An 825-nucleotide genomic window follows, 5' to 3' on the forward strand; every position below is an offset into this window, starting at 1 on the left:
TGATTGGAGCCACAACCCGGGTACGCAAAACAATATTATGGACTTCCATAACAAGCGTGTCTTTGAGCATGAAATGAAAGACCCGGTCACGGGTGAAGTTTCAACAGCGCGCACTCGTCACGTACTGAAAGGCGGTGAAGATAGTGTCGGTGAACACCTAGCGCTGATTCGTGTTTATGTGAATATCGGTATGTGTACAGAAGAATGCTGGGTGCCTAACTTTCCGCATCCTGGGCAGCATTTCGGCCAAGGCAATAAGCAAAGCCCAATGCGTATTATGCAATGTGCAAACGAATGTGATGCGTGGAACTATGCCGATGCAAAAATGGATGACCTGGCTGCGTTCTTGATTACTGGCGGCCCGACCTATCTACTAGCATCTCAAGACCTGGATGGCAAAGCAGGTAAGGATTATATCGATTTGGATAAGGTTCCAGAAGGCCGCAAAGTTTTTGCTCGTGAGTGTGCAGGTTGCCACAGCTCGAAAATGGCACCAGAAAACGTACGTGCAGATAAGAATGCTTTGGCCAAGTTCTACGAAGGTCATGTATTTGGTTCGGAAGATTACTGGCAATTAGAGTTCACTGACGCAGAGCGCAATGATCCGGCCTTTATTGCGAAATTTATGCAGAAAGATGAGTCCGGTAAGTTACGTCCTAAGCAGTTCGCCGAGAAAGGTATCTTTGGTCAGGATTGGCTGTCAAACGATGAGTTAGTGCCTTTCGATATCATTGGTACAAACTATTGTCGAGCCATTCATGACAATCATAATGAAGGCCACATCTTTGAAGAGTTCTCATCTGAGACCTACAAGAATAAGCCTTC

Annotated in this window: 1 protein-coding gene; it reads left to right on the forward strand. The window is 46.2% G+C overall.

Annotated features, from left to right (window positions below):
• Positions 1–825, forward strand: an 825-nt coding sequence (locus tag A3729_RS33440) for a hypothetical protein (RefSeq protein WP_369820158.1), incomplete at both ends; no start/stop codon positions are given.

This window comes from Oleiphilus sp. HI0043, assembly GCF_001634935.1.